The organism is Glycomyces sp. NPDC047010 (assembly GCF_040644205.1).
Classification (GTDB): Bacteria; Actinomycetota; Actinomycetes; order Mycobacteriales; family Micromonosporaceae; genus Glycomyces.
Genome location: NZ_JBEYVY010000011.1, coordinates 166,790 through 190,938, shown reverse-complemented (window position 1 = coordinate 190,938; position 24,149 = coordinate 166,790). Strand labels below are relative to the sequence as shown.

The 24,149-nt window shown below is 72.6% G+C and carries 24 protein-coding genes; 6 read left to right on the top strand and 18 right to left on the bottom strand.

Annotation, left to right across the window (positions count from 1 at the left end; translation table 11 throughout):
• Positions 1-46 precede the first annotated feature (46 nt).
• Positions 47-574 (top strand): hypothetical protein, encoded by a 528-nt coding sequence (locus tag AB0A65_RS21835; protein ID WP_359953802.1) that lies wholly within the window; start codon positions 47-49, stop codon positions 572-574.
• Positions 575-656: 82 nt separating this feature from the next.
• The gene (locus AB0A65_RS21830) at positions 657-3,323 is read left to right on the top strand and encodes a Dyp-type peroxidase (RefSeq protein WP_359953800.1); all 2,667 of its coding nucleotides are present in this window, start codon (positions 657-659) and stop codon (positions 3,321-3,323) included.
• 47 nt (positions 3,324-3,370) lie between these two features.
• Here AB0A65_RS21830 and AB0A65_RS21825 read toward each other — a convergent pair whose 3' ends face one another.
• Positions 3,371-4,207, bottom strand: a complete 837-nt coding sequence (locus tag AB0A65_RS21825; RefSeq protein WP_359953798.1) for a phosphoribosylaminoimidazolesuccinocarboxamide synthase — start codon at positions 4,205-4,207, stop codon at positions 3,371-3,373.
• 165 nt (positions 4,208-4,372) lie between these two features.
• Between AB0A65_RS21825 and lipA the strand changes: the two genes are divergently transcribed.
• Complete coding sequence (gene lipA, locus AB0A65_RS21820; RefSeq protein ID WP_359953945.1) at positions 4,373-5,293, top strand: lipoyl synthase; 921 nt, start codon at positions 4,373-4,375, stop codon at positions 5,291-5,293.
• 21 nt (positions 5,294-5,314) lie between these two features.
• The gene (locus tag AB0A65_RS21815; protein ID WP_359953796.1) at positions 5,315-6,010 is read left to right on the top strand and encodes a DUF4191 family protein; all 696 of its coding nucleotides are present in this window, start codon (positions 5,315-5,317) and stop codon (positions 6,008-6,010) included.
• Positions 6,011-6,295: 285 nt separating this feature from the next.
• Here AB0A65_RS21815 and AB0A65_RS21810 read toward each other — a convergent pair whose 3' ends face one another.
• The 17 genes from AB0A65_RS21810 to hisI all read right to left on the bottom strand — a co-directional run bounded on the left by AB0A65_RS21810 (position 6,296) and on the right by hisI (position 21,512).
• Positions 6,296-6,715: a DUF3040 domain-containing protein gene (locus AB0A65_RS21810; RefSeq protein WP_359953795.1), complete on the bottom strand. Its 420-nt coding sequence runs from the start codon at positions 6,713-6,715 to the stop codon at positions 6,296-6,298.
• 159 nt (positions 6,716-6,874) lie between these two features.
• Positions 6,875-8,059, bottom strand: a complete 1,185-nt coding sequence (gene dinB / locus AB0A65_RS21805) for a DNA polymerase IV (RefSeq protein WP_359953943.1) — start codon at positions 8,057-8,059, stop codon at positions 6,875-6,877.
• 100 nt (positions 8,060-8,159) lie between these two features.
• Entirely contained in the window at positions 8,160-9,353 is a 1,194-nt protein-coding gene (locus tag AB0A65_RS21800) for a nucleotide pyrophosphatase/phosphodiesterase family protein (RefSeq protein WP_359953793.1), read from the bottom strand.
• A gap of 97 nt (positions 9,354-9,450) precedes the next feature.
• A complete protein-coding gene (locus tag AB0A65_RS21795; protein ID WP_359953792.1) occupies positions 9,451-10,113 on the bottom strand; it encodes a response regulator transcription factor in 663 nt (220 codons plus the stop codon).
• The gene (locus AB0A65_RS21790) at positions 10,110-11,252 is read right to left on the bottom strand and encodes a sensor histidine kinase (RefSeq protein WP_359953790.1); all 1,143 of its coding nucleotides are present in this window, start codon (positions 11,250-11,252) and stop codon (positions 10,110-10,112) included. The genes AB0A65_RS21795 and AB0A65_RS21790 overlap by 4 nt, the downstream gene beginning before the upstream one ends.
• Positions 11,253-11,350: 98 nt before the next feature.
• A complete protein-coding gene (locus tag AB0A65_RS21785; protein WP_359953789.1) occupies positions 11,351-12,112 on the bottom strand; it encodes a methyltransferase domain-containing protein in 762 nt (253 codons plus the stop codon).
• Positions 12,113-12,184: 72 nt separating this feature from the next.
• Positions 12,185-12,952 carry a WecB/TagA/CpsF family glycosyltransferase gene (locus AB0A65_RS21780; RefSeq protein WP_359953787.1) on the bottom strand — a complete coding sequence of 256 codons (768 nt, stop codon included), beginning with the start codon at positions 12,950-12,952 and terminating at the stop codon, positions 12,185-12,187.
• Complete coding sequence (locus AB0A65_RS21775; protein ID WP_359953785.1) at positions 12,952-13,935, bottom strand: NAD-dependent epimerase/dehydratase family protein; 984 nt, start codon at positions 13,933-13,935, stop codon at positions 12,952-12,954. The genes AB0A65_RS21780 and AB0A65_RS21775 overlap by 1 nt, the downstream gene beginning before the upstream one ends.
• 39 nt (positions 13,936-13,974) lie before the next feature.
• Positions 13,975-14,937 carry a hypothetical protein gene (locus AB0A65_RS21770; RefSeq protein ID WP_359953783.1) on the bottom strand — a complete coding sequence of 321 codons (963 nt, stop codon included), beginning with the start codon at positions 14,935-14,937 and terminating at the stop codon, positions 13,975-13,977.
• A gap of 7 nt (positions 14,938-14,944) precedes the next feature.
• Complete coding sequence (locus AB0A65_RS21765; protein ID WP_359953781.1) at positions 14,945-15,433, bottom strand: GNAT family N-acetyltransferase; 489 nt, start codon at positions 15,431-15,433, stop codon at positions 14,945-14,947.
• Between the two features lie 18 nt (positions 15,434-15,451).
• A complete protein-coding gene (locus tag AB0A65_RS21760; protein ID WP_359953780.1) occupies positions 15,452-16,606 on the bottom strand; it encodes an NAD(P)/FAD-dependent oxidoreductase in 1,155 nt (384 codons plus the stop codon).
• A gap of 30 nt (positions 16,607-16,636) precedes the next feature.
• Entirely contained in the window at positions 16,637-17,680 is a 1,044-nt protein-coding gene (gene lgt, locus AB0A65_RS21755; protein WP_359953778.1) for a prolipoprotein diacylglyceryl transferase, read from the bottom strand.
• 108 nt (positions 17,681-17,788) lie between these two features.
• Positions 17,789-18,577, bottom strand: a complete 789-nt coding sequence (trpA, locus tag AB0A65_RS21750; protein ID WP_359953776.1) for a tryptophan synthase subunit alpha — start codon at positions 18,575-18,577, stop codon at positions 17,789-17,791.
• A complete protein-coding gene (gene trpB, locus AB0A65_RS21745) occupies positions 18,578-19,774 on the bottom strand; it encodes a tryptophan synthase subunit beta (RefSeq protein ID WP_359953774.1) in 1,197 nt (398 codons plus the stop codon).
• Positions 19,775-19,792: 18 nt separating this feature from the next.
• Positions 19,793-20,599, bottom strand: a complete 807-nt coding sequence (trpC, locus tag AB0A65_RS21740) for an indole-3-glycerol phosphate synthase TrpC (protein WP_359953772.1) — start codon at positions 20,597-20,599, stop codon at positions 19,793-19,795.
• On the bottom strand, positions 20,596-21,174 hold the full coding sequence (locus AB0A65_RS21735) for a Trp biosynthesis-associated membrane protein (protein WP_359953770.1): 579 nt from the start codon (positions 21,172-21,174) through the stop codon (positions 20,596-20,598). Before AB0A65_RS21735 ends, trpC begins: the two co-directional genes overlap by 4 nt.
• Positions 21,171-21,512 carry a phosphoribosyl-AMP cyclohydrolase gene (gene hisI, locus AB0A65_RS21730; protein ID WP_359953941.1) on the bottom strand — a complete coding sequence of 114 codons (342 nt, stop codon included), beginning with the start codon at positions 21,510-21,512 and terminating at the stop codon, positions 21,171-21,173. The genes AB0A65_RS21735 and hisI overlap by 4 nt, the downstream gene beginning before the upstream one ends.
• 73 nt (positions 21,513-21,585) lie before the next feature.
• On the opposite strand from hisI, the gene AB0A65_RS21725 reads away from it, so the two are divergent.
• Together AB0A65_RS21725 and AB0A65_RS21720 are read left to right on the top strand one after the other, a co-directional pair.
• Complete coding sequence (locus AB0A65_RS21725; protein ID WP_359953768.1) at positions 21,586-22,254, top strand: dihydrofolate reductase family protein; 669 nt, start codon at positions 21,586-21,588, stop codon at positions 22,252-22,254.
• A 103-nt stretch (positions 22,255-22,357) separates the two neighbouring features.
• Positions 22,358-24,139, top strand: a complete 1,782-nt coding sequence (locus tag AB0A65_RS21720; protein WP_359953767.1) for a BCCT family transporter — start codon at positions 22,358-22,360, stop codon at positions 24,137-24,139.
• Positions 24,140-24,149: the final 10 nt, after the last annotated feature.

The window sequence follows — 24,149 nt, the reverse complement described above, 5'->3', positions numbered from 1 at the left end:
GGGGGCGTTTCCGCGTCCCGGGGCGTGACACAATACGGCCGTGCAGATGAGCTGGACTCCCCTCCGGGCGCTGCGGGCCGCCGTGTTCGCCGCGGTCTCGGGGTCGGCGTCGCTCCTGCTGCACCTGTGGAGCGGCGGGCACGCGCCCGGCCCGCTCCAGTCGGCCGCCGCCTTCGCGCTCCTCTTCACCGCTGCGTTCCTGGCCGGAGGCCGCCAGCGCGGCTTCCCCGTCCTCGCGCCGCTGTGCCTGGCGGCGCAGTGGGGCCTGCACGAGCTGTTCCAGGCCGGTGCGGTCGAGGCGCTCCACGCGCACGGCTCGGGCGTGTCGATGTGGCTGGTCCACGTCGCGGCGGCCCTGGCGCAGGCGTCGTGGCTCGCGCGGGGCGAGTCGGCGACGGCGGCGCTGCTGGACCTGCTGACGCTGTTCGCCGCGCGCCTGGTGCGCGTCGCGGGCGTCGGCGCCGTGGTCGTGGTGCGGCCGCGCGGGTTCCTGCCGCGGGCGCGGGCGCCGCGTCCGGCTCCGGTCGCTGCGGCGGCCATCTCGCGGCGCGGACCGCCGCGGTTCGCTTTCTGATTCCTGTCGTCCCCCGGCGCCGGTAGGCGCTTCCCCCTGCCCTGGGCGCAGTGCGTCCCTGGGGCTGCTCAGAAAGCGAACCATGTCCAGACTTCCGGCTGCCCTGCGGCAGCTCCTGCTCCGGCTGCATTTCTACGCCGGCATCTTGATCGCACCGTTCGTGCTGGTGTCGGCCCTGACGGGGCTGGCCTACGCGCTCTCGTACCCGTTGGAGGACTACCTCTACCAAGACTTGAAGACCGTCGAGCCCGACGGTGAGGCGCTGACGCTGGCGGACCAGGTCGCGGCCGTCACTGCGGCGCATCCGGACTGGGCGGTGACGGCGGTGCGGCCCGCGGCCGGGGCCGCGGACTCGACGGGGGTGCTCGTCGACGACGGGACGGTCCGCGAGTCGGGCGCGGTCGCGGTCGTCTATGTGGACCCGTACACCGGGGAGGTGCTCGGGGACTCGACGTCGTACGGGTCGTCGCAGGCCGGGCCGGTCCGCGAGTGGGTCTCGACGCTGCACCGGAACCTGCACCTGGGCGAGCCGGGGCGGCTGTACTCGGAGCTGGCGGCGTCGTGGCTGTGGGTGGTGGCGCTGGGCGGGCTGGTCCTGTGGATCGCGCGGCGCCGCAGGAACGGCGGGTTCTGGCGGCCGAAGCCGGAGGGCAGGGGTCGCGGGCGGACGCTCGCGTGGCACGGTCCGGTGGGGCTGTGGCTGGTGGCCGTACTGCTGTTCCTGTCGGTGACGGGCCTGACGTGGTCGCGGTACGCGGGCGAGAACGTGTCGGAGCTGCGGGCGGCGCTCTCGTGGACGACTCCCGCACTCGCCGTGGAGCAGGGCGCGGCCGCGGGCGACCATGCGGAGCACCAGCATTCGGGCGGCACGGGGTCGTCGGTGTTCGGGGTGACGCTCCTCGACGGCGTCTACGGTGCGGCGCTGGACGCGGGCATGTCCGGGCCGGTGCAGATCGCGCTGCCGACCGGGTCGGGCACGGAGTACCTCGTGACGGGTCAGCAGCGGTCACTGCCGTTGCAGCAGGACCAGGTCGTCGTCGATACGGCGTCGGGTGCGCCGGTGGTGACCGAGGAGCTGCGGTTCGCGGACTGGCCGGTGATGGCGCAGGCGACGAACGTGGCGATCGCGCTGCACATGGGCATCCTGTTCGGCCTGGCGAACCAGATCCTGCTCGCGGCGGCGATGGTCGCGCTGGTGTGCATGATCGTGTGGGGCTACCGGATGTGGTGGCTGCGGCGCCCGCGCGGCTCGCTCGTGGGGCGCCCGTATCCGCGCGGCGGGCTGCGGCGGCTGCCGTGGCCGCTGATCGCGGTGGTCGTCGCGGTCGCGGCTGGTGTGGGCTGGTTCTTCCCGCTGCTGGGGATCTCGTTGGCGGTCTTCGTGGTCGCGGACGTCGCGGTCGGGTTGTGGAAACGGGTGGAGCGTCCGCCCGCGGACGGGGACGACGAGCCGTCGGTGACGCGCCGGACGGCCCTGGCGACGGCGACGCTCGCGGCGGCGGTCGGCGCGGGGGCCGGGAAGGCCCTCGGGTCCGGGGGCCACGACGAGGGCGAGGCGGGGCACGAACACGCGGCGCCGGGTGTCGAGCCGTTCTTCGGGGAGCGGCAGGCGGGGATCGCGACCGCGGTGCAGGGGCACGCGCTGTTCGCGGCGTTCGACCTGGCGGCGACGGATCTCGCCTCGGGCGAGGCGCTCGATGCGGCCGCGGTTGCGGCGAATCTTGAAGCGCTGCTTCGGGACTGGTCGGCGGTGTCGGCGGCGCTGGCGGCGGGCGAGGCCCCGCCGAAGGCCGCGATCGACGGCGCGGACCAGTTCGACGCCGAGGCGGTGGCGGCGGGGCTGGACCCGGCGCGGTTGACGGTGACGTTCGGGATCGGCCCGGCGGCGTTCGCGAAGGCGGGCCTGGAGGCGGCGCGGCCGTCGAAGCTCGCGGAGCTCCCGGAGTTCGACGGGGACCGGTTGAATCCGGCGTGGTCGGGCGGGGACCTGCTGGTCCAGGTGTGCGGGGACGACCGGCAGGTCGTGTCGGGCGCGTTCCTGGAGCTGCGCAAGCGCGCGGTGGGCCGAGGGACGCTCCTGTGGATGCAGGAGGGGTTCTCGTCGGCGCCGTCGGGCGGGACGCCGCGGAACCTCATGGGGTTCAAGGACGGCAGCGCGAACCCGGAGTCGGGTTCGGAGCTGTTCGACGAGCGGGTGTGGGCGGTCGACTCGGAGCCGTCGTGGTTCGAGGGCGGCACGTACCAGGTGTTCCGCAAGATCCGGATGCGCCTGCCGGACTGGTCGATGCTGACGGCGGAGGACCAGAACCTGACGTTCGGGCGGGAGCGGGACTCGGGTGCGCCGCTGAGCGGCGGCGGCGAGTTCGACCACCCGGACTTCGAGGTCATGGACGCCTCGGGCCTGCCCGCGGTGCCCGCCGATTCGCATGTGGCGGTCGTCCACGACGCGGCGATGGTGCGGCGCGGCTTCAACTACGACTACGGGTTCCTGACCCAGGGCGACGTGAGTTCCGACGCCGCCGGTGACGGGCACCTGGACGGGCACATGCACGCGGCGCACCCGTACGACGCGGGGCTGCTGTTCGTGTCGTTCCAGGCCGACCCGCAGGTGTTCATCGACGCGCAGGAGAAGATGGCGGCCGGGGACCGGTTGACGGAGTTCATCACCGCGGAGGGCTCGGGCGTGTACGCGGTGCCGCCGGGCGCGGCCGACGGCGGCTTCGTCGGCGAGGCTTTGTTCAGGTCGTAGGGGAAAGGGGCGGGCGCGAGTGGGCGCCCGCCCCCTTCACGTTCGCCTTACTGCCAGCGCCGCCCGGTGAGCAGCCGGTACGCCTCGATGTACCGGTCCCGGGTCGCCTCGACGATGTCGGCGGGGATCTCGGGGGCCTCGGCGTCGTCGGGCTTCCAGCCGGTGGACCGGGCCCAGTCGCGCACGAACTGCTTGTCGAAGGACGGCTGGGTCTGGCCGGGCTTCCAGCCGTCCGCGTCCCAGAAGCGGGAGGAGTCGGAGGTGAGGACCTCGTCGGCGAGGGTGAGGACGCCGTCCTCGTCGAGGCCGAACTCCAGTTTCGTGTCGGCGATGATGATGCCCTTGGCGAGGGCGATCTCGGCGCCGCGGCGGTACACGTCGAGGGTGAGGTCGCGGACGCGGGCGGCGAGGTCGGGGCCGAGGCGGGCGGCGGTCTGCTCGTACGTCTCGGGGGCGTCGTGGTCGCCGACGTCGGCCTTGGTGGTGGGGGTGTAGACGGGCTCGGGGAGTTTCGAGCCGTCTTCGAGGCCCGCGGGGAGGGGCACGCCGTTGACGGTGCCCGTGGTGCGGTAGTCGTTCAGGACCGAGCCGGTGAGGTAGCCGCGGACGACCGCTTCGACCTTGACCATGTCGAGGCGCTTGACGCGGACGGCGCGCCCGGCGAACTCGGCGGGGACGTCCTCTGCGGAGACGACGTGGTTGGGGACGATGTCGGCGAGGCGCTCGAACCACCACAGGCTGAGGGCGGTGAGGAGGGCGCCCTTGCCGGGGATCTCGGTGGGGAGGATGACGTCGTAGACGGAGACGCGGTTGGAGGCGACGAGGATCAGGTCGCCGCCGTCGGCGTAGACGTCGCGGACCTTGCCCTGGTGGATGAGTTCCACTGCTGCTCCTTCGTGTGCGCCCCGGCTGTGCTGCGTCGATTACATCAGCGGCGGCGTCATCCTACGTGTGGCGCGGCGGGCCGCTGTGCCGAGCGACACCTGCCGGTGCGCGGTGTCGCGGCGTAGGCTGGGGCGGTGACTTCCGTACAGCCTGAAGGACGCCGGATGCTGCGCCTCGAAGTGCGCAACGCCCAGACCCCGATCGAGAAGAAACCCTCCTGGATCAAGGTCAAGGCCAAGACCGGACCGGAGTACACCGAGCTGCGGGGCCTCGTCAAGAGCGAGGGGCTGCACACGGTGTGCCAGGAGGCCGGGTGCCCCAACATCTACGAGTGCTGGGAGGACCGCGAGGCGACGTTCCTCATCGGCGGCTCCCAGTGCACGCGGCGCTGCGACTTCTGCCAGATCGACACCGGCAAGCCCGGCCCGCTCGACCGCCTGGAGCCGATGAAGGTCGCCGAGTCGGTCAAGACCATGGGCCTGAAGTACGCCACGGTCACGGGCGTGGCCCGCGACGACCTGGACGACGGCGGGGCGTGGCTCTACGCCGAGACCGTCCGCCAGATCCACGCGGCGATCCCCGGGTGCGGCGTCGAGCTGCTCATCCCCGACTTCAACGCCGAGCCCGACCAGCTGGCCGAGGTGTTCTCCTCGCGTCCGGAGGTGCTCGCGCACAACGTGGAGACCGTGCCGCGGATCTTCAAGCGCATCCGCCCCGGTTTCCGCTACGAGCGGTCCCTGTCGGTGATCACCGAGGCCCGCGCGGCCGGGCTGGTCACCAAGTCGAACCTGATCCTCGGCATGGGCGAGACCCGCGAGGAGATCTCGCAGGCCCTGCGCGACCTGCACGCGGCCGGGTGCGAGCTCATCACGATCACCCAGTACCTGCGCCCGACCAAGCGCCACCACCCGGTGGACCGGTGGGTCAAGCCCGAGGAGTTCGTGGAGCTGTCCGCCGAGGCCGAGGAGATCGGCTTCGCGGGCGTCATGAGCGGCCCGCTCGTGCGGTCCTCGTACCGGGCCGGGCGCCTCTACCGACAGGCGATCGAAGCGCGGGGAGAAGCCCGCAGCGAAGCGCTCGCGTAACCCGCCGGTAGACTTGAGTACATGGCAAAGCAGCAGGAAAAAGAGACGTTCGGGTCGCGCCTGAAGACGATCGGGATGGCGATCAAGTTCACCAACCAGCGGGACAAGCTGTTCCTGCCGTTGGAGGCCGCGGCGATCCTGCTGCCGTTCGTCATCGTGACCGCGCTGGTGATCTTCGCGAAGTTCTCCCTGCTGTGGTACATCTCGGCCCTGTTCGTGGCGCTCCTGGCGGGCCTGATCGTGCTCAACATGCGCACGAGCAAGGTCGTGAACAAGGAGGCCGTGGGCAAGCCCGGCGCGGCGTACGCGCTCATCGACGGCATCCGCGGCTGGACCGTGACGCCCGGCGTCGCGGCCCTCTCGGAGACCCAGATGGTCCACCGCGCGGTCGGCAAGGCCGGCGTGGTGCTCCTGGGCGAGGGCGGGCAGAAGACCCGCAAGCTCCTCGGCCAGGAGAAGAAGCGCATCTCGCGCGTCGTCGGCTCCACGCCGGTGTACACGTTCCTCGTGGGCGAGGCCGCCGGTGACGACTTCTCGGTGACCGAGGTCCGCAAGCGCCTCATGAAGCTGCCGAAGAACATCGACTCCAAGGACGCCAACCACATCGCCAAGCGCCTCGACGCGCTCGGCATCGGCATGGCCATCCCGAAGGGCCCCATTCCGACCAGCGTCAACCAGGGCCGAGCCGCCCGCCGCGCCATGCTCCGCGGCCGCTAGACCTGGAGACGCCTGCACGCGACGCCACGGCCCGACGGGGGAACCCGCCGGGCCGTTCCGCGTCCCCCGCTCGGCCGCGGTTCGCGCCTCATGCCTCGCGGAATGTCACACCTGTAAGCCACTCTTGAAGCCGGGGGCGGCCCGGTGGCCGCCGGCAGCGGCGTGCCCGCGATCCGCCCGCCTCCCGATCGCATCGGCGTGCCCTCCGGCCGCCGCTCCGGGCACGCGAAGACGGGCCCGCCCTCAGGCGCGGCCCGTCGCTCGCGTGCGCTTACTCGATGCAGGTCAGAAGATGTCGCCGTTGTCGCGGCGGCGGCGCCAGCGCTCCTCCATCCGGGAGGTGAACCCGCCGGGTTTGGTGTTCTTGCCCGAACCGCCGCCGGTCGAGCGCGTGGTGCCCTTGCCGTCGACGGCCTTGAGCTTCACGTTGGTGCCGCGGCGCTGGGCCCACAGGCCCAGGATGAGGCCGCCGAACATGAGGACCGCGCCGATGGGGGCGCCCCACTTGGCCGCGTCCCCGCCGGCGATCACCGTGCCGATGACGGCGGCGATGCCGATGACCGTGACGACCCCGGCCAGGATCAGCCTGCGCCGGGTCACATGCGCCGGATCGTGGGCGCGCACCGCATTGGCGAACTGCGGGTCTTCAGACAAGGACTGCTCGATTTGCTCGAACAGACGTTGCTCGTGGTCGGAGAGCGGCACGACACTCCTCCTGCACTAGTCTCGACGGGGCCCGTCAAGGCCCCGGTGCTTGTTAGTCCAAGTCTACGAGGCTTTCGCCCGAGGCGGAAGGCAGTTCGTCCTTGAATCGGTCCGTTCTGGCCTCGCATCCCCAGGCGGGGACCGCCGGTGCGGCGGCGCTCACCGGCCGGGGTTCCCCGAGTCGCGGGTGTCTACACGCGAGTCACGCCGAGTGAGCCTCCCCGCGGACCCGACGGCCCCCTTCCCGAACTTCTCGCGGGCCTTGTCCATCACCGTTTCTATGTCGCGCCAACCGTGTTCGGGTTCGCCGAGCGCGACCTGGCGGCCGACCGCGGCGGCCTCCACGAGGTGGTCGAGCTTCACTCCGATGAGGCGCACCGGCGCCGTCGCGGCCGCGTCGGCCATCTCGCGGGCCGCCTCGTAGATCTCCCGGCCGACGTCCGTGGGGGCCGCGAGCATACGGGAGCGCGTGATGGTGCGGAAGTCGCCGAACCGGATCTTCACGGTCACCCCGCGCCCGGCCCAGCCCGCCGCCCGCGCCCGCGACGCGACCTTCCGCGACAGCTCCAGGAGCACCGGCCCCCACACGGCGCCGTCGGGCGCGTCGCGGTCGAACGTGGTCTCGTTGCTGATGGACTTCTCGATGCGCCCAGGGTCGACCGGCCGCGGGTCGATGTTCCGGGAAAGCGCGTACAGGTGTTCGGCGCTGGCCGTGCCCACGGACGACGCGAGGCTGTCGACGTCGAGGCGCGCCAGGTCCCCCACCGTGCGCATGCCGAGGCGCTGGAGCTTCTCGGCGGTCTTCTCGCCGATCCCCCAGACCGCGCGGATCGGCAGCCGGTGCAGGAATTCGAGCTCGGTCTCGACGGGGACGACGCCGAGGCCGTCCGGTTTGACCGCCTCGGAGGCGAGCTTCGAGAGGAACTTCGTGGACGCGATGCCCACGGTGCAGGTGATGCCGTGCTCGGCGCGGACGCGTTCGCGGATCGCGCGGGCGATCTCCACGGGCGAGCCGATGAGGCGCCGGGCCCCGGCGACGTCGAGGAACGCCTCGTCGACGGAGATCGGCTGCACGTGGGGCGTGTACTCCCGGAAGATCGCCATGATCTCGCGCGAGACCTCGCCGTAGGAGGTCGTGGGCGTCATGAACACCCCGTGCGGGCAGCGGCGGCGCGCAATGGCCATCGGCAGCGCCGAGTGGACCCCGAACTTCCGGGCCTCGTACGAGGCGGCCGCGACGACGCCGCGCGCGCCGAGCCCGCCGACGATCACGGGCTTCCCGCGCAGCGACGGGTCGCGCGCGACCTCCACGGACGCGAAGAACGCGTCCATGTCGACGTGCATGATCCCGAGCCCGTCGTCGGACAGGTCGGGACCGATGAAACGGGTGAGGTCGCTGGCCACCACCGAAGCGTAGCCACCGGGTCCGACAGAACGGCGGCGCTCAGCCCGTGCGGTATGTCCAGAGCGGGACGGCCATCTCCGCGGCCGTGAGGCCGCCGTGCTGGCCGATGAGGCGCGCGACGTGCGGCGGCTCGCCCTCGATCCCGACGACCGCGAACGTGCCCTTGCAGGCCACGACCAGGTCGCCGATGCGCTCGCGGGCGGCGTCGGTGACCTTCGGGCCGAACCAGCCGCGGTCGACGGCCTCGTCGCGGTCGATGAGCTCCGCGCGGTCGCCCACCGCGGCCGACCAGGCGGCGCGCACGTCCTCGACCGCGCCCGGCAGGGCGTACAGGTACCGCATGCGGCCGTCGCCGCCGATGACGTCGACGCCGTGGAGCAGGTCGGGCCGCTCGTCCACGTGGAGGCGTTCGGTGACGTTGACCATGCCGTGGTCGGCGGTCACGAACAGGGCCGCGTCGCGCGGCAGGCCCGTGAGGATCCCGTCGATGGCCTCGCTGACCTCCGCGACCGCTTCGAGCCAGTCCGGGGAGCCGACGCCGTGGAAGTGCCCGGCCGTGTCGACGTCGGGCAGGTACGCGTACACCAGGCTCCGGTCGCCGCGCGCCAGCGCCGCCACGGCGCCCTCGGCGACCTCGCGCGGGCTGGTCGCGGGGAGCCAGTCGGCGCCGCGGTAGATCGCGCGGGTGAGGCCGGTGGCGCGGAACGCGCCGTTGGAGACGATCGTGCACTCGACGCCGTCGGCGCTCGCCCGCTCGAACGCGGTCGGCGCGGGCTGCCAGGTCTCGGGGTCGGGGCTGGAGCCGTCCCAGCGGATGTGGGTGACGAGGTCGCCGGTGTCGGGGACGCGCACGGTGAACCCGATGATGCCGTGCTCGCCGGGCGGGAGGCCGCACGCGAGGGACGCGAGGCTGATCGGCGTGGAGGACGGGACGGTCGCGGTGATGGAGGTGAGGGTGCCGAGTTCGCCGTGGTGGACGGCGCCGATGGTGGCGCTGGCCTGGGCGGCCTGGCCGAGGAGGTGGTAGCCGAAGCCGTCGAGGAGGAGGACGGCGATGCGGCGGACGCCGTCGAGTTCCCCCGCACCGTTCGCCCCGCCGCCGCGCAGGAGCACCGCGGGGCTGTCCGCCGGTTGCGGGACTCCAAGGGCCGCAAGGGCGGTGGGCATGACATCGGCGAGGGTGCCGGTGCCGTAGGCGGGTCGGGTGTCCGCCGTGTACGGGCTCGAAGGCATGGCAAGAGGCTAGCCGGTTTCGTGTCGTTTCGGCCACAACCGGGTCCGGTATACCGGAATGGCGCCCGGAACGGACGAGCGGCGGCCGGGACTGGGTCTAGGTCTCGGGGATGTCGAGGCCCGAGCGGTAGGCGATGGCGACGAGGCCGGCGCGGTCGCGGGCGCCGAGCTTGGCGAGGAGCTTGCCGACGTGCGTGCGGACCGTGGCGGGGCTGATGAACAGGCGCTCGCCGATCTCGTCGTTGGGCAGGCCGGTGGCGACCCAGCGGAGGATCTCCTGCTCGCGTTCGGTGAGGTCGCCGAGGTTGGGGTGGGGGCGGGCGCCGCCGGTGCCGCGCTCGGCGTAGGCGTCGATCACTTTGCGGGTGACGTCGGGGCTGAGGAGGGAGTCCCCGGCGGCGGCGAGGCGCACGGCGCGCAGGAGGTCCTCGGGCGGGGCGTCCTTCATGATGAACCCGGCGGCGCCGCCCGCGAGGGCCTCGAAGATGTACTCGTCGATCTCGAACGTGGTGATCATGACGACCCGCGTGCCGGACAGCGACGGGTCCTTCCCGATGCGGCGCAGCACTTCGAGGCCGTCGAGGCCGGGCATGCGGATGTCGAGGAGGGCCACGTCGGGCCTGATGCGGCGGATGACCTCCCACGCCTCGCGGCCGTCCTCGGCCTCGGCGGCGACGTGGATGTCGTCCTCGTCCTTGTAGAGGTTGCGCAGGGCCATCCTGATGAGGCTCTGGTCGTCGGCGATCACGAGTTCGATCATCGCGCCTCCTTACGGTCGTAAGGGATGTGGGCTTTCACGGCGAAGCCGCCGCCGGGCCGGGGCGCGGCGGTGAAGGCGCCGCCGCCAGCCTGGACGCGCTCCATCATGCCGGTGACGCCCTGGCCCATCCGGTCGGGGTGGAGGGGGCCGCCGCGGCCGTCGTCGAGGATGTGGACGCGCAGGGCCCCGGGGTCGCAGGCGACCTGGACGACGGCCTTCGTCGCGCCGGAGTGGCGGATGACGTTGGTGAGGGACTCCTGGACGACGCGGTACGCGGTGGCGGCGACGTTCACGGGGACCGCGGCGGGGTCGCCGGTGAGCTGGTACTCGACGGGCAGGCCGCCCTTGCGGACGCCGTCCACGAGCGCGGCGATGTCGCTGACGGCGCCGGTGGGCCGCAGTTCGGGGGCCTGGCCGCGGCGCAGGGGCGCGAGGGTCGCGCGGAGGTCCTGGAGGGCCACGTTGGAGGCTTCGCGGATGGCGCGGAGGTTCTCGACGACCGCTTCGGGGGTGCCGTCGTGCTTCTCGGCCATGTGGAGGGCGACGCCCGCGTTCATGGAGACGACGGCGAGGGAGTGGCCGACGACGTCGTGGATCTCGCGGGCCATCTCGACGCGCTCGTCGGCGCGGTAGCGCTCGCGTTCGGCCTCGCGTTCGCGGGTGCGGGCGCGGCGGGCCTCGCGGACGATGCGGCCGCCCACGGCCGGGATGCCCAGCCACAGGACCGTCAGGGTGGCGATGAACCACAGGCTGCGCCCGGGGTCGACGACTTGATGGAGGGCGACCGTGTAGACGAAGAGGACGCCGAGGGCGATCGCGAGGGCGCGGACGGACCTGGTGAACGCGTAGAAGAACACGGCGAGCGCCGGGAGCATGAACACCGGGCCCTGCGGCAGGTCGAGGTACAGGTAGACCGAGAGGCCCGCGACGGTGCCCGCGAGGGCGGCCTCGGGCGAGAGGCGGCGCAGGGCGAGGAACGCGGCCATGGCCCAGATGAGGGCGAACGCGACGGGCTCGGGCCGGTGGCCCTCGTTGGCGCCGACGGTCCCGCCGGAGGCGAGGACCGCGAGGAGGACCGCCAGGCCGATGTCGAAGACGGGGGCCGGGAGTCGGGGCCGGGTCGCGTTGGTGGTGCTCACAGGCTCAAGGCTACGGCCGCGGCGCCGCTCCGGCGTGGTCCCGGCGGCGTAATCGCGTCTACGTCGCTGAGCGTAGGCGCAGGCCCGGGGGCCGCCGGTCAGCGCATGGGCTTGCGGGCGAGCAGGTGGATGCGGGTGGCCATGTCGCGGAAGGGGACGCGGGCGGCGGTGGCGAGCTCGAACTCGCGCAGCGCCTCCCCAGCGGCGTTCTCGGGGACCTGGACGAGGTCGCCGACGACGCCCACGCCGTGGACCTGCTCGGTGACGAGCCCGGAGCCGCCGACGAGCGCGGTGAGCGTGGCGGTCTCGAAGCGGCGCTTGAGGGTGTCGCGGCCCTCGGCGACGCCGTCGACGTCGGCGAGGAGGTCGAGGGCGGTCGCGAACTGGCCGGAGAGGGCCTTGCCGAGGACGGCGGCGATGCGGTTGGCGACGAGCACGGAGACGGCGCCGCCGGGCGCGCAGGTCTTCGCGAGGGCGTCGAGGGCGGTGTCGGGGTAGTCGACCATCTCCAGGACGTTGTGGCAGAGCACGAGGTCGGCGGAGGCGGGTTCGGCGACGTCGGGGAGTTCGTCGGCGTCGGCCTGGACGGCGGTGAGCCGGTCGGTGACGCCCGCATCGGCGGCGCGCTGGCGCAGCGACGCGAGGGCGTTGGCGCTGGGTTCGACGACGGTGACGTCGTGGCCGAGTTCGGCCAGGGGGACGGCGAAGCCGCCGGAGCCGCCGCCGACGTCGAGGATGCGCATGGTCGCGCCGGTCCCGGCGGCGAAGCGCTCGATCTCGGCCGACAGGACGGACCACACGACGGCGATGCGGGGGTGGCGGGGCGCCTTGGCGCTCTCCTTGGGCATGTTGTCGACCATGCGGCACAGCCTAGCGTTTCTCGGGCGGACGGGGCAGTGAGAAGCCCCCGGGCCTCGGCCCGGGGGCGCTCGCTAGTCGTCGCGCAGGAACGGGGGGCGTTTGCGGATCTGGCGCAGGTAGGCCGGGTTGTTCTGGAAGTACCTGCGCCACAGGCGCTTCGGTTCCTTGGTGAGGCGGTAGAACCATTCGAGGCCGTTGCGCTGCATCCACGGCGGCGCCTGCGGGACGAGGCCCGCGTGGAAGTCGAACGCGGCGCCGACGCCGAACAGCGCGGGGGCGTTCAGGCGGTCGCGGTGGGCGGCCATCCAGCGCTCCTGCTTCGGCGTGGACAGGCCCACCCAGACGAGCTGGGCGCCGGAGTCGTTGATGCGCTTGACGATCGCAGCGTCCTCCTCCTCGGTGAGGGGGCGGAACGGCGGGGAGTACATGCCTGCGAACTTGACGCCGGGGATGCGCTCGGCGAGCTTCTCGGCGAGGAGCTCGGGAACGCCGTCCTTGCCGCCGTAGAGGAACGAGGTCCAGCCGCGCTCGGCGGCCCGGGTCAGGACGTTGAGCATGAGGTCGGGCCCGTAGACGCGGTCCATCCAGTCGGCCCCGGCCTTGTGCCCGGCCCACACCATCGGCATCCCGTCGGGGGTGGTCAGGCCGGAGGCGTTGTGGATGGCGAGGAGCTCGGGGTCCCGCTGGGACTCCATGACCCCGTGGACGCCGGTGACGCACACGTAGTGGCGCTCACCGGCGTCGACCCAGCGGGTGACCTCGTCGAGGGCCATGGCCTGGTCGACGGTGGAGACGCCGACGCCGAGGACGTCGACGCGGCGGAGCTGAGGGTCGGTCATTACGCGGCGAGCTTGGCCTTGACCTGGTCGTAGACCCACTCGTAGGTCTTCGCCATGCCCTCGCGCAGGGAGATCGAGGGCTCCCAGCCGTAGTACTTCTGGATGAGCGTGTTGTCCGAGTTGCGGCCGCGCACGCCCAGGGGGCCGTCGATGTGCTTGAGCTCGATGTCGATCCCGGCGATGTCGGCGACCAGGTAGTACAGGTTGTTGATCGTGGTCAGCTCGGAGGAGCCGAGGTTCAGCGGCTCGGTGACGTCGCCGCGGGTGAACATCTTCGTGCCGTGGACGCAGTCGTCGATGTAGGTGAACGAGCGGGTCTGCTCGCCGTCGCCCCAGATCTCGACCTCCTTCTGCCCGGTGAGCGCCGCGACGGCGATCTTCCGGCAGGTCGCGGCGGGGGCCTTCTCGCGGCCGCCGTCCCACGTGCCCTCGGGGCCGTAGATGTTGTGGTAGCGGGCGATGCGGGTCTGGAGCCCGAAGTCCTCGCGGAAGTGGCGGCACATGCGCTCGGAGAACAGCTTCTCCCAGCCGTAGCCGTCCTCGGCGTCCGCGGGGTAGGCGTCCTCCTCCTTCAGGGGCGCGATGTTCGCCTCGGTCTGCTTGTACCCGGCGTACACGCACGCGGAGGAGGAGTAGAAGAAGCGCCCGACCTCGGCGTCCTTGGACGCCTGGAGCATGTGCGTCGAGGGGAGGACCGAGAGCATGCACAGGGCCTTGTTGTTCTCGATGAAGCCCATGCCGCCCATGTTGCACGCGAGGTTGTAGACCTCGCCGGCGCCGTCGCCGACGGCCTCGCGGCAGTTCGCGAGGTCGGCGAGGTCGCGCTGGAGGCTCTCGACCCCACCGTGGACCTGGTACCACTCGTCGAGGGGCTTCACGTCGACGGCCCGGACGGTCTTGCCCTCGGCGAGGAGGCTCGCCACCAGGTGCCCGCCGATGAAGCCACCGGCTCCCGCCACTACCGCGTCCACGCTTGCCGCCATCGTCACTCCTCATGGTTCCGGGTACGGGGAAGAATCGCTTCAGCCTACCCGTCGCGTTTCCGCGCCCACCAGCCGGGAAATGGGGTGTAAGTCACCGTCGGGGGTGGATTCGGGCGTTTCATTGTCCGCGGTCGCAAGGAGTGCCGAGGACGTGACGACGCCGAGCCCCGGGTCCGGGTCCTCGCCGATGGCCGGCTCGAAGCGGGACGCCACGCAGTACAGCCGCACCGGCGGGTCGCCGAGGAGCCGCTTGACGTAGCGCAGGCGCTTGAGCTGGCGCTCGACCATCCGGAACCGCCACCTGACGGTCCCCAGCGCGAGCGCCTCGCCCTCTTCGTCCCAGGCGGCGAGCTCCAGGGTCCGCATCTGGCGGAACCGCGGGTCGGGGACGGTGATGCGCGTCGCCGACGCGGCGCCGGTCTCGCCCAGGACCCATTCGCGGGTGAGGTTGAGGAACTCGGGGCGGCCGACGTACCGGTCGAAGCGGGCCCGGTTGCGGCGCCACAGCGGGTCCGCGATGCGGCCCCGCCGCCACCGGTCCAGGTGCGGGCGCAGGACCGCGTAGTGGAAGCGCGCCGAGCGGTCTGTGAAGACCCAGAACGGGTTGTCGGGTTCGAGGGGGTTCTCGGCGGTCGCGATGAGCCCGGCCGCTTCGAGGCGCGGCAGGAGCGCCGTCAGGTCCGCCTCGCTGAGGCGGGTGCCGGTCTGGAGGTCGTAGACGGTGCGCGGGCGGACCACGATGAGCGCGAGGACCGCGTCCTCGGCGGCGTCGGGCTCCTCCCCCAGCGCGGCGGCCGGGGCGGCGTCCACGGCCGCGAAGTGCGGGGCCTCGGGGGTGAGGAAGCCCTGCATGAGCCAGCCGTCGACCTGCTCGTACCGCTGCGGGAGCGGCGCGGGGCCCTGGAGCAGGACCGGGTCGGCGCCGGTGACGGCGTGGACGGCGACGGCGGTCTCGGGGTCGGCGATGCCGAGGGAGCGGATCGACTCGCGCAGCTCGTTCATGTGCGGCTCACAGTTCCTTGAACATCAGGTGCATGTCGACGCGGCCCTCGACCGGGTGGTCGAAGCCGCCGGGGATGAGCGCGAGCGTCGCCATGCCGAGCGAGTGCCACAGCTTCACGGCGTGGACGTTGGTGGCGACGACGGCGTTGAACTGCATGGCGCCGAACCCGTCCGCCTTGGCGCGGGCGAGCGCGGCCTCCCCGAGGGCCCGGCCGACGCCGCGGCGCCCGAACGCCGGGTCGACCATGAACCCGGCGTTGGCGACGTGCGCGCCCTGGCCGGGGAGGTTCGGGTGGATCTCCACGGTCCCCGCGATGCGCCCGTCGATCTCGGCGACGAGCCGGGAGGCGGGTGCGGGCCGCTCCATCCAGTAGGCGCGCGTCCACGACTCGGTGGTGTCCGGGGGCCACGGGTACGTCTCGGCCGCTTCGATGATCGGCTTCATGAAGGCCCACATGGCGGGCCAGTCGGCGGAGCGGGCGTCGCGGATCTGCATGGGAGCGAACCTATCGGGTCAGCGCGGCGGCTGCCAGTCCGCGAGGGACGCGGCCTGGCTCTGCACCCACGAGTCGGGGACGGCCCGCAGGAGGCCGCGCGTGACGCCGCGGCCGCCCGAGGCGATCGTGTGGACCCGGCGCGACAGCCGCGCGACGCGCTTGAGGCGCGGCAGGCGGGCCCGATCGTAGGAGGCGAGGGCGTCCGGGATGGACTCGGGGGCGCGGCGCAGCGCCCACCCGAGGGTCACGGCGTCTTCGAGGGCGAGGCTGCCGCCCTGGGCGAGGACGGGCGCCACGCCGTGCGCGGCGTCGCCCATGAGGACGAGGCCGCCGTTCCCGGCGGCCTGGTGGAGCCGGGACGGGACGGGCCAGACGTAGCGGACGGACTGCTGCGTCAGCTCCGAGGGCCGGGTGGCGGCGATGTACTTGCCGACGGGCGCGGGCCAGTCGGCGAACCACCGGTTGATGAGCTCGTGCTGGATCTGCGGGGACTCCGGGCGCATCCCGCCGGGGACCGTGGCCCACCAGCAGGCCCCGGCGTGCCCGAGGTCGCCGTAGCCGAAGCGGCGCCGGTCGGGGCCGTAGATCTCCACGGCCTCGGCGCTGCGCTCGGGGGCGCGGTGCGCGGGGATGGTCCCGCGGAACACCACCACCCCGGCGTCCACTGTGGGCGAACCGGGGGCGATGAGGGGACGGGTCGGGGAGTCGATGCCGTCGGCGGCGACCACGAGGTCGGCGTCCCAGCGGCGGGTCTTGTCACCCGCGGCGGGGTCGACCATGTCGATCCGGTCGACCTGCACGGCCGGGTGGACCTCCACGGAGTCGCCGAGGCGCGACACGAGCGCCTCGTAGAGCATCGCGTTGTGGACCATGACGGACGGCGTGCCGTCGTCGGCGCCGAGCATCGCCCCGGCGAACGACGAGGAGAGGCGCTCCTCGTTGCGGATCTCGAAGCGGTCCACGGGGGTCCCGGAGGCGTCGAGGGTCGCGTCGACCCCGAGCGCGCGCAGCGCGCGCACGCCCGAGGCCCACAGGATCATGCCGAGGTCGTCGCCTTTGAGGCGCTCGCGCCGCTCCAGCAGCGCCACCCGCCAGCCGAGCTTCGACAGCACGATCGCGCTGGCGAGCCCGGCGACGCCGGCGCCGACGACTACGGCTCTACGGTTGTGCATCTGGACCTGCCCGGGGGGAAGCGGTGTCGGTCAGCCGTCGTCGCGGGTCTTGCCCGCTTCGGCCTGGGGTTCGTCGGACGGCTCGTCGGCGACGCCGTCCTCCTCGGGTCGAGTGTCCTCGGTTTCGTCGGGTTCGGGGGTCCCGGCGCCCTCGTCGGCGTCGGCGGGGGCGGTGAGCAGGACGCCCTTGGGGAGGGCGCCGTCCACGTACCCGGCGTCCTCGGCGGCGGCGGAGTCCCAGTCGACGGCGACGCGCTCGGCGCCCTCGTAGACGAAGACCTGGCGGGTGCCGCGGGCGAGCAGCAGGTAGGCGACGGCGGCGACGACCACGATGATGCTCATCCACTGGTTCAGGCGCAGCCCGAACATTGCCTCGGCGGGGTCGATGCGCAGGCCCTCGATCCAGAAGCGGCCGATGCCGTAGAGCGCCACGTAGAGGGCGACGGCGCGCCCGGCGCCGAACTTGAAGCGGCGGTCGGAGAGCCACACGACGAGGGCGACGCCGAGGTTCCACAGCAGCTCGTACAGGAACGTGGGGTGGAAGGTCGCGTAGTTCGCGTACCCGGCGACGCGGTGGTCGGGGTCGATCTGCACGGCCCACCAGGCGTCGAGCGGCCTCCCGTACAGCTCCTGGTTGAACCAGTTGCCGAGGCGGCCGATCGCCTGGGCGACGGGGATGCCCAGGATGATCGAGTCGGCGACCATCGTGAACGGGAGCTTGAGCTGGCGGCAGCCGAGCCACACGCCGACGCCGCCGAGGAGGATCGCGCCGGGGATGCCGAGGCCGCCCTCCCAGACCGCGAGGGTCTTCCACGGGTCGCCGTCGGGGCCGAAGTAGGCGTCGGGGCTGGTGAAGACGTGGTAGAGGCGGCCGCCGACGATGCCGAAGGGCACCGCCCACACGGCGAGGTCGAGGACGGCCCACTCGGGGGCGCCGCGGCGGCGCATGCGCGCCTCGGCGATCCAGCAGGCGACGACGATGCCGGCGATGAGGCACAGCGCGTAGGCCCGGATGGGGACGGGGCCGAGGTGCCAGACCGATTCGGAAGGGCTCGGGATTGAAGCGAAGTCCACGATGCAGAACCTATCGGGTGGAGGCGGGGCGGCCGGGCGCGGGCCTGGCCGCGCACGCGGGATGGGCGCAGAACGGCCCCGCGGGCACCGCCCGCGGGGCCGGGTCGTCTAGCGGCGGACGCCTTCGGCGAGGTCCGCCGTGAGGTCCGCGAGGCGCTGGTGGCCTGCGGGAACGTCCTCGGCGTCGAGGTAGCAGTTGACCATGGCGGAGCCGACGATGACGGCGTCGGCGTACGCGGCGATCTCGGCGGCCTGGTCGCCCGAGCGGACGCCGAGGCCGACGCCGATCGGCAGGTCGGTGTGGGGCCGCGTGCGGCGCACCAGCTCCGGGGCCGCGACGGAGGTCGCGGCGCGGGCGCCGGTGACGCCCATGACGGACTGCGCGTACACGAACCCGCGGCAGGCCGCGACCGTGGACGCGATGCGCTCCTCGGTGGAGGAGGGCGCGACGAGGAAGACCCGGTCGAGGTCGTGCTCGTCGGAGGCGCTGATCCACTCCCCGGCCTCGTCGGGGATGAGGTCGGGCGTGATGAGCCCGGCCCCGCCCGCGGACTTGAAGTCGCGCGCGAACCTGTCGGTGCCGTAGCGCTCCACGAGGTTCCAGTAGGTCATGACGAGGATCGGGACGCGCCCGGAGACGGCCTCGGTGACCTCGAAGACCTGCCTGGTGCGGAACCCGGCGGCGAGCGCCTGGTCGGCCGCGCGCTGGATCGCGGGGCCGTCCATGACCGGGTCGGAGTAGGGCAGGCCCAGCTCGATGACGTCGGCGCCGTGGTCGATCATGATGTCGACGGCCTTGATGGAGTCGGCGAGGGTCGGGAACCCGGCCGGGAGGTAGCCGACGAGCGCGGCGCGCCCCTCGGCCTTCGACTTGGCGAACGCATCGGCGGCGCGCATCTACTGTGCTCCCTTGTCGTAGCCGTAGTACTCCACGACGTTGCCCATGTCCTTGTCGCCGCGGCCCGAGAGGTTCACCAGGACGCGCGCGCCCGGCTCCAGGCCCTTCGCGAGGCGCAGGGCCCCGGCGAGGCCGTGGGCCGACTCGATCGCGCAGATGATGCCCTCGGTGCGGGCGAGCTTCTCCAAGGCGGCCATGGCCTCGGCGTCGTCCACGGGCTCGTAGTGCGCGCGGCCGGTGGCGGCGAGGTGCGCGTGCTCGGGGCCCACGCCCGGGTAGTCGAGTCCGGCGGAGATCGAGTGGGACTCGATCGTCTGGCCGTCCTCGTCCTGGAGGACGAACGTGCGGGCGCCGTGGAGGACCCCGATCTGCCCGGCGGTGATGGTCGCGGCGTGGCGGCCGGTGTCGTACCCGTCGCCCCCGGCCTCGAAGCCGAACAGCCGCACGTCCTCGTCGCCGAGGAACGCGGTGAAGATGCCCATGGCGTTGGAGCCGCCGCCGACGCACGCGGCGACGACGTCGGGGAGGGTCCCGGTGCGCTCCAGGAACTGGGCGCGGGCCTCGTCGCCGATGCCGCGGCAGTAGTCGCGCACGAGCATCGGGAACGGGTGCGGGCCGCCGACCGAGCCGATCAGGTAGTGGGTGCCGTCCACGGAGGCGACCCACTCGCGCAGGGCCTCGTTCATGGCGTCCTTGAGGGTCCGCGAACCGGTCGTGACGGGCACGACCTCGGCGCCGAGGAGGCGCATGCGGGCCACGTTCAGGGCCTGGCGGCGGGTGTCCTCCTCGCCCATGTACACGGTGCATTCGAGCCCGAAGTAGGCGGCGGCGGTCGCGGAGGCGACGCCGTGCTGGCCCGCGCCGGTCTCGGCGATGATCCGGGTCTTGCCCATGCGCTTGGTCAGGAGCGCCTGGCCGAGCACGTTGCGGATCTTGTGCGCGCCGGTGTGGTTGAGGTCCTCGCGCTTGAGCCAGACCTCGACGCCGGCCTCCTCGGAGAGCCGCTCGGCCAGGTACAGCGGGGACGGCAGGTTGCCGTACTCGCGGCCCAGCTTGTCGAGCTCGGCCAGGAACTCGGGGTCGGCCATCGCGGAGGCGTGGGCCGCTTCGAGCTCGTCGAGCGCGGCGATGAGCGCTTCGGGGACGAACCGCCCGCCGAATTCGCCCCAGTGGCCGCCGGGATCTGGATTGGGCACGGTTCTCCCCTTCGCGTACTAGATGGGTCTGGGCGTCGCCGGGTGCGATCCGGCGGTGACCAGTTCGCGGACGGCGTCGCGCGGGCTCTTCTGCTTGACGACCCCTTCGCCGACGAGCACGGCGTCGGCGCCGGCGCTCGCGTAGCGGATGAGGTCGCGGGTGCCGCGGACGCCGGACTCGGCGACCTTCACGACGTCCCGGGGCAGGCCCGGCGCGATCCGCTCGAACACCGAGCGGTCCACTTCGAGCGTAGTCAGGTCCCGCGCGTTCACGCCAATCACTTTCGCCCCGGCGCGCATCGCCCGGTCGGCCTCGTACTCGGTGTGGACCTCGACGAGCGCGGTCATGCCGAGCCCGGTGATCCGCTCGTGCAGGGACACGAGCGTGTCCTGGTCGAGCGCGGCCACGATGAGCAGGACCAGGTCCGCGCCGTGGGCGCGGGCCTCCAGGACCTGGTAGGGGGAGACCACGAAGTCCTTGCGGAGCACCGGGATCTGGACCTTCGCGCGCACGGCGTCGAGGTCGTCGAGGCTGCCCTTGAAGTAGGACTGCTCGGTGAGCACGGAGATCACCGAGGCGCCGCCCGCGGCGTACTCGGCGGCCAGGACGGCCGGGTCGGGGATGTCGGCGAGCGCGCCCTTCGAGGGCGAGGCCCGCTTGACCTCGGCGATGACGCTCACGCCGCCGGTCTTGAGGGCGGCGTACCCGTCGAGCGGGGCGCGGGCGGCCTCGGCGCGCTCGCGGATCACTTCGATGGGGGTCTCGCTCTGGCGCCGTTCGAGATCGGCGCGGACTTCGGTGATGATCTGCTCCAGCACGTTCATCTACGCGGTCCTTTCTCCGGCGCCGATGCCGTGATATTAGGCGACGAGGGGTCCCGGCCCGAGTCGAGGGCGTTCCACAGGGACACCGGGTCCTCTGCTATGGCCTGGTCCCCGGACGTCTCGTACCGGTCGGTGGCGGGCCAGCCGCCCGCGCGGGCGGTGGTCCACGCGCCCGCGGCGGCGAGGACCAGGGCGGCGGCGGCGAGCGCGATCGGCCACGCGCCGGACGTCAGGTGCAGGAGGCCGCCGAGCGCGGCGGCGAGCCCGGCGAGCGCGGCGACGGCGCCGAGGACGCGGCGGGCGCGGTTCCCGGTGGCGAGCATCGCGAGGAACGCGGCGCCGCCCGCGAGCGCGCACGGCAGCGCCCACGAGGCCAGGTCGGTGCCGGACTGGACGGTGGTGGCGGTGATCCCGGCGTGCCCGGTCTCGGCGGTGGAGGTCCAGCCGCGGGAGGCGGCGAGGGCCGCGAGGCCGGCGGCGAGGACCCCGGCGAGCATGGTGCGGGTGCGCTCGGCGGCGCGGTCGGGGGCTTCGGGCGCCTCGGCCTCGGCGGTCTCAGGGGCGTCGTCGCTCATGCGATCTCCCTCCCGGTGAAGCAGGTGCGGGTGCCGGTGTGGCAGGCCGGGCCGGTCTGGTCGACCTGGAGGAGCACGGTGTCGGCGTCGCAGTCGACGGCGACGGAGAGCACGGCCTGGTGGTGCCCGGAGGTCTCGCCCTTGACCCAGTACTGCCCGCGGCTGCGGGACCAGTAGGTGGCCTTCCGGGTGGCGAGGGTGCGCCGGAGCGCCTCCGCGTCCATCCACGCGAGCATGAGCACTTCGCCCGTGTCGTGCTGCTGCGCGATCGCGGGCACGAGACCGTCGGCGTTGAACGCCAGCTTCGCCAGGACCTCTTCTCGACCTTCCACGGTTATCGATTGTGATCGCACCACGGCGCGCGGTGCCACCCGGGCCCTTCGGAGAGTGAATCGTGGGATTCTCGGGGGCATGGAGCGCCCCTATGTCATCCTTTCGGCCGCGGTGAGCCTCGACGGGTTCCTGGACGACGACTCGCCCGAGCGGCTGATCCTGTCGAACGCGGAGGACTTCGACCGGGTGGACGCGGTGCGCGCGGACGTGGACGCGGTCGCGGTGGGGGCCGGGACGGTGCGCGCGGACGACCCGCGGCTGCTGGTGCGGTCCGCGGAGCGGCGGGCGGGGCGGGTCGCGGCGGGGCGGCGGGAGTCGCCGCTGCGGGTGGTGTTCTCGCCCTCGGGCGAGCTGGACCCGGGCGCGCGGCTGTTCGCGGGCGGTGACCCGGTGGTGGTGTACACGTCGGCGGCGGGGGCCGCGGTGTTCGCGGTGGGCCGGGAGGCGGCCGAGGCCGTGGTCACCGGGGACCGCGAGGTGGACCTGGGGGCGGCGCTCGCGGACCTGAGGGCGCGGGGCGTGTCGCGGCTGCTGGTGGAGGGCGGGGGCACGGTGCACACGGCGTTCCTGGCGGCGGACCTGGTGGACGAGGTGCACGTGGCGGTGGCGCCGTTCCTGCTCGGGGAGCGGGGGGCGGCGCGGTTCACGTACCCGGCGTCGTTCCCGCAGTCGCCGTCGCGGCCGCTGCGGCTGGTGGAGGCGCGGGCGATCGGGGCGGTGGCGCTGCTGGTGTACCGGCGCGACTGATCCGCCGGGAAAAGCCCTCCGGAGTGAGATTCGGCCGGATCTGACGGATTGGTCCCTTATGGTGGCGTGAGTCCCCTGTCCGATCCGCGAGAGGAGCCGCGCCATGGCCGTGAGCGACACGCCGACCGATCCCGAGCACGTCGAGCAGGAGGAGGCGGAGGCCCCGCCTCCGGAGCGGCCGATCGAGGCTGAGTCCAAGGCCGAGGCCGTGGAGCGGCAGGCGACGCTGCCGGTGGACAAGCCGGTGTTCTGGACCGGCGCGATCGTGACGCTCGCGGTGATCGTGTTCGGGGCGGTCTTCCCCGACCAGTTCGAGTCGGGTTCGACGGCGGCCCTGAACTGGGTCATCGGGAACTTCGGGTGGCTGTTCATCATCGCCGCGAACATCTTCGTGGTGCTGGCGATCTACATCGCGGCGAGCCGGTACGGGAACATCAAGCTCGCGGCGTCCTCGGACGAGGAGCCGGAGTTCGGGACGCTCCCGTGGATCTCCATGATGTTCGCCGCGGGCATGGGCATCGGCCTCATGTTCTACGGCGTGGCCGAGCCGCTCTCGCACTACGTGGAGCCGCCCCCGCCGCTCCAGCTCAACCCGGACAACCCGTTCTACACCGACCAGCTGCAAGAGGGCGCGCTGGTCTACTCGTTCTTCCACTGGGGACTGCACCCGTGGGCGATCTACGCCGTCGCCGGCCTGGCCCTGGGGTACTCGACGTTCCGCAAGGGCCGCGGCAACAACATGAGCGACGCGTTCGAACCGCTCACGGGCGGGCGCCGCTGGGGCCCGGCCGTGGGCCGCACCGTGGACCTCCTCGCGGTGTTCGCGACCGTGTTCGGGACGGCCGCGAGCCTGGGCCTGGGCGCGCTCCAGGTGGCCGTGGGGCTGGGGATCGTCGCGGGCGTGGAGGACTCGAAGTTCCTGGAGATCGTGGTGATCGTGGCGCTGACGGCGGCGTTCGTCGCGTCGGCGTTCTCGGGCGTGCACCGCGGCGTCAAGTGGCTGTCGACCACGAACATGATCATGGCGCTGTTCCTCATCGTGTTCGTGTTCTTCGCGGGCCCGACCCTGTTCATCCTGGACGCGTGGCCGAACTCGGTCGGCGGGTACCTGGCGAGCCTCACGAACCTCTCCAGCGTCACCGGCGCGTTCGGCGGCGAGGACTGGATGGCCGCGTGGACGATCTTCTACTGGGCGTGGTGGCTGTCGTGGGCGCCGTTCGTGGGCACGTTCATCGCGCGCATCTCGCGGGGCCGCACGATCCGGCAGTTCATCGTCGGCGTGCTCCTCATCCCCTCGACCGCGTCCACGGTGTGGTTCGCGATCCTCGGCGGGACGGCGCTGTGGAAGCAGGGCAACGGGACCGACTACAGCGACTCGCTCGGGAAGGGCGAGGAGTACGCGCTGTTCGCGCTCCTGGACTCGCTGCCGCTGTACAGCCTCATGTCGGGCCTGTCGATGGTCCTCGTCGCGATCTACTTCGTGACCGGCGCCGACTCGGCGTCCCTGGTCCTGGGGTCGCTGTCGAGCCGCGGCTCGCTCGCGCCGAAGAAGCCGCTCGTCGTGTTCTGGGGCTCCACGATCGGCGCCGTGGCGGCCGTGCTGCTCCTGTCGGGCGGCCTGGAGGGCCTGAAGAACGCGACGATCATCGTGGCGCTGCCGTTCGCGATCGTCATGCTCGCGCTGTGCGTGTCGCTCATGAAGGAGCTGACGTCGGACCCGGCCGCGAACGTGCTGCGGCACCACATGCGGCAGAAGGGCTTCCGCGACGCGATCCGCCGCATCGTCGGCGAGGAGGTCGACACCCGGGCGGCCGCGAAGAACCCGTGGGGCCGGGCCCGCATGAAGTACGGCGTGGGCGGACGCCGGACCGGACCGGAGGAATAGGACAGGGAGC